Raw genomic sequence first — 6,860 nt, 5'->3', positions numbered from 1 at the left:
ACTCTCCATTGTATAGTTTGTTGTGCCTTCATTTAAGAAGGCTTGTTTCCTGCCCCGTTCTTGTTCCATTCTTTATCCTCCGGCCTTCACCCTAAAGCTCCGACCGGATTCTCATTCGTTTCGTCTTCAACATTTCAATGAACTTTTGACCGGGCTTTCCCGGTCATCGTCGACTCGCGCCGTTATATTATTCTTTTCTACCCGTAAAACAGGAGTGCAAAGGTAAGAAATAATTTCTACAAAAGAAGAAATTATCTTAAAAAAATAAAATCCCTTGTAACACTTTATGATCTATCCCCCTTTTGGGATTGCAAAGATGCCAAGCCTTTTTTAAAAGACAAAGAACTATCAAAAATAAATTTCCCTATATGATTTATGTCACTGATAACCAACCCTACAAAATTAAAAAATGCCACCCGAGCTTAAAACGGGTGGCATTCTTTTCCTTTATCTCGGATAATAATCTAAAAAGGAACCAATGTGATATTTCGCCAATACACCTTAATTCCTCCGCCATCATGAATCTGAAGCAAAATGCCACCTTTTCCTTTTCCGATTTTCTCATCAGAAAAATCCACCATTTCAACTCCATTAAGATAAGATACAACTCTATCCCCATTCACCACAATTCTCATCTTATTCCAATCACCATATTTTAAGACACTGTCTTTTTCTTTATCAGGTTTAATCAACCAACCCCTGCCATATGATTCATAGATGCCGCCTGTATCATGGCCAGGAGGAGCTACCTCAACCTGCCAACCTGAAACTTTTGTACCATCTACTGTAGACCTAATAAAAACACCACTGTTACCATCTGCCTCTTGCTTGAATTCAAGATTCAATTCAAAATCTTTATAAGCTTTCTTGGTACCTAAGTAACCATATTCCTTGTCAGGTCCACTTTCAGAAATTAATAGACCATCTTCAACATACCATTTTTCAGTACCATAAATAATCCATCCAGAAAGATCTTTACCATTGAATAAAGATATCTCCTTTTTGCCCTGAAAGGCAAAAGCTAATAATACAATAGCCGCCGACAAGGCGACAATATTTATTTTTTTCATAGGGGTCTTATTTTTATGTTTTTAAACCAAGCTTCACTGCCATGGTCCTGTAAAGAAATCAATCCTCTTTTTGATTTGGCATAATCAGGGAAATCATCCCATTTACCACTGTTTCTTCTTTCTGTCCAATCCTCAGAATAAGGAATGAATTCCAAGGTCTTTTTGCCGTTTAACCAATAACTGGCTCCATTTTGGGAAAATACAATCCTTGACACATTCCATTCGCCCGCAGCTTTGACCACGCCTTCAATATCACCCGGATACATTGCATAATCAGATGCCAAAGACTGCCAATCTTCCAAAGGATGCTCAAATCCCAATTGATCTATAACCTGATATTCCGGTCCTGTTTCATAAGGAGCGGCATATTTAGGGTCTTCAACCACGTGATAAAAAACACCACTATTCCCACCTGAACCAATTTTCCAAGTGAATTCCATTTCAAACTCTTCAAAATCCAATGGTGCAAAGACGATATCACCTCCTATATCTCCCCCTAATCCTAATGCCTTAAGAGAACCATCCTCTACAATCCAACCTTCAGGGAATTCTTCTCCATTAAATGCTCTCCATCCATCAGGATCGACACCATCAAAAAGAAGCATCCAGCCAACTGATTTTTCTTCTTCAGTCAAGGTATTATCAGCAACTACCACTACTTCTACCTCTTCATCTGTGGTTGTTTCATTCTTTTCACTGCTACACGCATTGAAGAACCATGTCATAACTATCAATCCAATTATCTTATTTTTCATTTTCTAGGTTATATTAATTTCATATTTACAGGATCCCAATTGATGAATTTGTTCTGAAAATAACTGTCGTTACATAATAAAGCCGGGGCTGAAGCCCTAAAACCAAAAACAGGATCCTCAGCAACTGTTCCTCCAGTTCTAATGGCATGAAACCAATTTCCAAAATGGTCATAATGGGCCCCTTTCCACGACCTTTCAGCTGTATAAACCTGTTCTCGTGGCGGCAATATCTTAGCTCTTGTTTCTGTTTCCCCTCTCAGCCTGGCTTGTTCCTGTAAAAAAGGATCATCACTCATGGCGGTGGAATTCATTTTCACAACCACCTCTTCCCATTTCACATCCATTGAGCCTTTGGTACCCACTATCCTTAGATAAGTGGTCCCACTTGTTCCATCTACGAAATTACACCGGAGAGACAAATTAAATCCAGCATGTTGGTCTGTTTCAGGATAATCAAATGTACCCAACAACACATCCGGTACTTCTCTACCGTCTTTCCAATACCTCAAGCCTCCCATTGCAGATACTTTATTTGGGCCATAGGAATCTGTAATAAAATGTAAACTTGAAAAAAGGTGTACAAAAAGATCACCTGACATCCCTGTCCCATAATCAAGATAGTTTCTCCACCTGAAAAACCGCAATGGATCCCAATCCCTACTTTTGGTATTGGATATATACCTTTTCCAATCCACCGTTTGCTCATTGCCGTCTTTGGGCACGTTATATTGCCATGCTCCTTCAGGAGACATTCTGGCCCAAAAACCTTCAGCATATACCAGATCACCAATGACACCTGCTGCCAATAGCTCCTTGGCTTTTTCATTTCCCAATGAGGACACACCTTGACTGCCCACCACCATTACCTTATTGGATTTTTTCCAGGCATTGATTACATCCATACCTTCTTTAACCGAATGGATCATGGGCTTTTCGCAGTAAACGTGTTTACCTGCATTCATAGCATCTATGCTGATTTGCTTATGCCAATGGTCGGGAGTGGCAATAATCACCGCATCCACATCCTTTCGTTTCAGAATTTCTTTATGGTCTTGGGTTACAAAAAGATGATCCCCCCATTTTTGCCTGGCAGATTCTAATCTTCCCTGATACAAATCACAGACGGCAACCAGTTCCACATTGGGATGCCTTAAGGCCGTATTAGTATCTTCAGTCCCCATAATTCCTGCACCGATGAGGGCAAGGCGCAGTGTCGAATTATTCTCACTATCAAAAATCTGGGGTCTGTCAAGAAATTCTTTTGCAATGGATTCATTGGTAAAAACTATTGGACTCAGAGCAGCAACTGCTCCTGTTGCTCCCAGTTTTTTAAGGAAGTTCCTTCTTTGTTGCTTCATGATTTTGGGGATGTTGTTAATTTAAGGAGCAGAAAAGTTAATTAAAAAATTTAAAAAAGTTCTTTAGTATGTTTGATAATTTTACAAACGGTGGATTTTGTATGGATAAAAAATCACTGGTCAAAAAAGTCTAAATACCTTTTAAATAATAACAATCTACTGCCATACCATGAAAACATTTCCCCATCTACCAAAAGGATCTTGGACTGAGGCATAAGTGAAGCAAACTCATTTAAGTGCTTTTGCTTGAATGGATAAGGTTCGGAACTCAACAACAAATATTCAGGTGCCAAAGCCTTGAGTTCCGCTAGGGAAAACTCGGGGTAGCGGTCTTTTGCCATCATATTGACAAAACCCGCTCTTAATAGCATTTCTTCAATAAAGGTGTTTTTACCGGCAGCCATCAAAGGGTCATACCAAATCAGGTAAACTGCAGTTGCTTTTCTTTTGGGTACAAAATCCAAACCGCTTCTGATCTTTTGTACCAAAACTTCGGCCTTTTTCATTGTACCGGTAACCTGCCCTATTCCAAGCATCATCTGAAAGGCGTCTTCCAAGGTATAAATATCACTCATCCATACCGGATATTTTTCAGACAATTTATCTATCCCTTCCTTGTAGTTTTCTTCCTTATTCCCAATGATCAAATCTGGCTTCAGCGAATCTATCTTATCAAAATGAAAGCTTTTTGTGCCTCCTATAATTGTCTTCTCTTTTTTTAGCCCCTTGGGATGGACACAAAACTTGGTCACACCGACCAAACTATGCTTTAAACCCAAATCCACCAAAAGCTCCGTCTGCGATGGAACCAAAGATACAATCCTTTTTGGGGGAAAGGGAAGAAAAATTGTTCGCTGAAGTTGATCTTTAAAATTCATAGGCAACCGTCCATGGGAAAGAGTCCACACAGGTCGCCCAATGTGGACTGAAGTCTATGGACTTATTTTATATACCTAAAATCATACTTAAGATCCAATTCACACAAAAACTGATACATCAGCAAAATGACATTTTCGATGTCTTCTTTGCTTGCTGTTTCTACGGTCGTGTGCATGTATTTCAATGGAAGGGAAATCAAAGCCGAAGGTACCCCTTCATTGGAATAAGCAAAAGCATCCGTATCCGTTCCTGTACTTCTCGACGCAGCGGCCCTTTGGAATGGAATGTCATTTTTCTTGGCGGTGCCAATGATCAGATCGAGTAATTTTTTGTGAACTGCTGCACCGTAAGTCAAGACCGGCCCTTTGCCTGCAATCTGTTCTCCACTTGTTACCTTATTGTACATGGGTGCTGTGGTGTCATGGCACACATCTGTAATGATAGCGACATGCGGTTTTATTTTTGCGGCAATCATTTCCGCTCCTCTGAGTCCAATCTCCTCCTGTACCGCATTGACAATATAAAGTCCGAAAGGTAGTTTAACTTTGGAATCATGAATTTTTTTGGCCACTTGGGCAATCATGTAGCCGCCTATCCGATTGTCAAGTGCTCTTCCCGAATAGAATTTTTCATTCAATTCATGTAATTCATCTTTAAAGGTGATCACGCAGCCGACATGGATTCCCATTTTTTCCACTTCTTCTTTTGTTCTTGCACCTACATCGATGAAGATATTATCCAAAGTGGGAGCTTCTTCTTTTCCTTCCTTCCTTGTATGGATAGCAGGCCAACCAAAAACTCCAGGAATCACAGCATCATCAGTATGGATATTCACGCGCATCGAAGGGGCAATCATGTGGTCTGAACCACCGTTGCGACGGACATAGATGTATCCATCAGCATTGATAAAGTTGACAAACCAACTGATTTCGTCGGCATGTGCTTCAATCACAACCTTAAACGCTGCATCAGGATTGATTACCCCTACTACAGTTCCGTAATTGTCGGTGAAGTATGTGTCCACAAAAGGCTTGATATATTCCAACCATATTTTTTGCCCTGAAGCTTCAAAGCCAGTTGGTGAGGCATTGTTGAGGTATTTGTAGAGAAAGTTATTGGATGGAGTCATAATGGTGATGGGTGGATTAGTGATTAGTTAATTAACAATTTTACTACAGCGGAATATTCCCATGCTTCTTCCTTGGGAGTTTATCTACTTTATTTTCTAGCATTTTATAGCCTCTTATTAATTTCTCTCTGGTTTCAGAAGGTATGATGACCTCATCGATAAAGCCCCTATGGGCTGCACGGTAGGGATTGGCGAATTTTGCGGTATAATCATCTATCTTTTCTTGCAATTTCCCTTCAGGGTCTTCTGATTCCGCAATTTCTCTTTTAAAGATAATTTCCGATGCACCTTTAGCCCCCATTACCGCGATTTCAGCTGTGGGCCATGCAAAATTCAGGTCTGCACCGATGTGCTTCGAATTCATCACATCGTATGCGCCTCCGTAAGCTTTTCTGGTTATAACGGTAATTCTTGGGACAGTAGCCTCAGAAAATGCATACAATAATTTGGCGCCGTTGGTAATAATCCCATTCCATTCCTGATCTGTACCTGGCAAAAATCCGGGAACATCTACCAAAACCAAAAGTGGTACATTAAATGAATCACAAAATCTTACAAACCTTGCTGCTTTTATAGAAGCATGATTATCCAAAACGCCAGCCAGAGATTGTGGTTGATTACCCACAATCCCAATACTTCGACCCGCTAACCTTGCGAAACCAACAACAATATTTTCTGCATAATTTTTATGAACTTCCAAAAATGACCCTTCATCACATATCCCTTCAACCACATCACGGATATCATAGGGATGGTTTGGATTGTCAGGAATAATAGTATCCAAAACTTGCCTTGCCTCATCCTCTTTTAACTCATAAGCATAAACAGGAGCCGTATCCTCACAGTTTTGAGGCATATAGCTGAGTAACTTTTTGATATGTTGGATACAGGCCAATTCATTGGCACAGGCAAAATGTGTCACTCCACTTTTAGTACTATGGGTACTAGCGCCGCCCAACTCTTCTGCAGTGACATTTTCCTGAGTCACAGTTTTAACCACATTCGGACCTGTCACAAACATATATGAGGTGTTTTCAACCATCAATATAAAATCAGTTATGGCAGGTGAATAAACAGCTCCTCCTGCGCATGGCCCCATGATGGCAGAAATCTGAGGGATTACCCCTGATGCTAAAGTGTTTCTATAAAATATATCTGCATACCCCCCCAAAGAAACCACCCCTTCTTGAATCCTGGCACCACCTGAATCATTCAAGCCTATTACCGGCGCACCATTTTTCATGGCCATATCCATGATTTTGCAGATTTTTTCTGCATGGGTTTCCGAAAGAGAACCGCCAAAAACTGTGAAATCCTGGGAATACACATAGACCAACCGCCCATTGATTTCCCCATAACCGGTAACTACACCATCACCAAGGTAATGCTCTTTGTCAAGTCCAAAATCCTTGGCCCTGTGCATGACAAATTTGTCTATTTCCTGAAATGAGCCTTCATCTAGAAGCAAATGGATTCTTTCCCTTGCGGTTAATTTTCCTTTTTTATGCTGCCCTTCAATCCTTTTTTCCCCTCCACCAAGCAATGCTTCTTCATTTTTTTTCTTCAACAATTCAAATTTGTCTTTATTACTTGGAAGTGTATAAACACCTTTAATTTCACTTTCCATTTCCATTAGCTTTTAGGTTTAATCCTATCAAATATAAGTAAG

General features: G+C 40.2%; 6 protein-coding genes. All 6 read right to left on the bottom strand.

Annotation, left to right across the window (positions count from 1 at the left end):
- Nucleotides 1-464: 464 nt before the first annotated feature.
- Nucleotides 465-1,070 (bottom strand): 3-keto-disaccharide hydrolase, encoded by a 606-nt coding sequence (locus tag HMJ38_RS19690; RefSeq protein ID WP_194976151.1) that lies wholly within the window; start codon nucleotides 1,068-1,070, stop codon nucleotides 465-467.
- Complete coding sequence (locus HMJ38_RS19685) at nucleotides 1,067-1,825, bottom strand: 3-keto-disaccharide hydrolase (protein ID WP_194976150.1); 759 nt, start codon at nucleotides 1,823-1,825, stop codon at nucleotides 1,067-1,069. Before HMJ38_RS19685 ends, HMJ38_RS19690 begins: the two co-directional genes overlap by 4 nt.
- Before the next feature lie 8 nt (nucleotides 1,826-1,833).
- Nucleotides 1,834-3,183 (bottom strand): Gfo/Idh/MocA family oxidoreductase, encoded by a 1,350-nt coding sequence (locus tag HMJ38_RS19680; RefSeq protein ID WP_194976149.1) that lies wholly within the window; start codon nucleotides 3,181-3,183, stop codon nucleotides 1,834-1,836.
- 113 nt (nucleotides 3,184-3,296) lie between these two features.
- Complete coding sequence (locus HMJ38_RS19675; protein WP_394355077.1) at nucleotides 3,297-3,995, bottom strand: ABC transporter substrate-binding protein; 699 nt, start codon at nucleotides 3,993-3,995, stop codon at nucleotides 3,297-3,299.
- Between the two features lie 128 nt (nucleotides 3,996-4,123).
- Entirely contained in the window at nucleotides 4,124-5,191 is a 1,068-nt protein-coding gene (locus HMJ38_RS19670; protein WP_194976147.1) for a M42 family metallopeptidase, read from the bottom strand.
- Between the two features lie 43 nt (nucleotides 5,192-5,234).
- Complete coding sequence (locus HMJ38_RS19665) at nucleotides 5,235-6,818, bottom strand: acyl-CoA carboxylase subunit beta (protein ID WP_194976146.1); 1,584 nt, start codon at nucleotides 6,816-6,818, stop codon at nucleotides 5,235-5,237.
- Between the last annotated feature and the right edge of the window lie 42 nt (nucleotides 6,819-6,860).

This window comes from Aquiflexum lacus, from assembly GCF_015476655.1.
GTDB lineage: Bacteria > Bacteroidota > Bacteroidia > Cytophagales > Cyclobacteriaceae > Aquiflexum > Aquiflexum lacus.
Note: the sequence above shows the minus strand (reverse complement) of the source record. Positions and strands in the feature narration are given on the sequence as shown.